Annotated in this window: 1 pseudogene; it reads right to left on the bottom strand. The window is 53.9% G+C overall.

From position 1 onward, the window contains the following. Nucleotides 1-316 (bottom strand): annotated as a pseudogene (locus BG74_RS16580) (ATP-binding protein); the annotation flags it as partial. Between the last annotated feature and the right edge of the window lie 545 nt (nt 317-861).

Genomic DNA, 861 nt, shown 5'->3' with positions numbered 1-861 from the left:
GCTTATACTTGCCAGGCTTCGCTCTGCGCGACGGTGCACGAGGTCAAGATCAGACGCGACAAGGAATTTACGCTGGTAAAACCTCGCCGCAAAAATCCATACTGGTAATACTTACTAGATCTTCCAGGCTAATGATTTTGCTGGTCGCATGGTGGGCCAGCACTGGCGCTAGCTCCTCTTTAACGATACTGCTGCCGTTATCACGAATTCGGATACGTTTGGCGCCGCCGCGCTCAATGTCGATCTCAATGCAGGTCGCACTGGTGTCAAAACTGTTTTCGAGGAGTTCCTTTACCACTGACGCGTCGCGTTCCACCGCTTCACCGGCGGCAATTTGGTTGGCAAGCTGTGGCAGCAGCACATGAATCGACATGATAATCGGGTCCTCTCTGGCCTTAAGCGGGCGGTATGGACAACGTTTGTCCCAGCATCACGTTATTGGATGTAATATTATTAGCGAGCTTGATGGCGATGGCAGACACGCCATAACAAGCGGTGATCGCAGTCAATGTATCGCTACGCGCCACTTGGTGCCTATGCTGACCGCCCTTCAACACGGCAGCGGGCGGTGACACGGTTTGAGAGCTTCCCACCAAGGGAATGCGCAGCCGCTGGCCGACCAAAACACCCTCTTTTTTAGCTTGTTCATAGCACGGATCGCATCCATGTTTACCCCATATTGACGGGAAATAAAGGAGAAAGTCTCATTCCACTTCATGACTCACTCCACTTTATGATATAGAGCCCTTGCGGGGGCGGGTTGCCAGCGTCACTACCATAGTGGGCTCTCGACCACCGTCGCCCGGTTAGTAAAGGGGTTTTTACCGATCTTGACGGCGGCGGTGCGCTCGGGACCGCCGG

It is taken from the genome of Sodalis-like endosymbiont of Proechinophthirus fluctus, from assembly GCF_001602625.1.
Lineage (GTDB): Bacteria > Pseudomonadota > Gammaproteobacteria > Enterobacterales > Enterobacteriaceae.
This window is presented reverse-complemented; position numbering and strand designations above follow the sequence as displayed.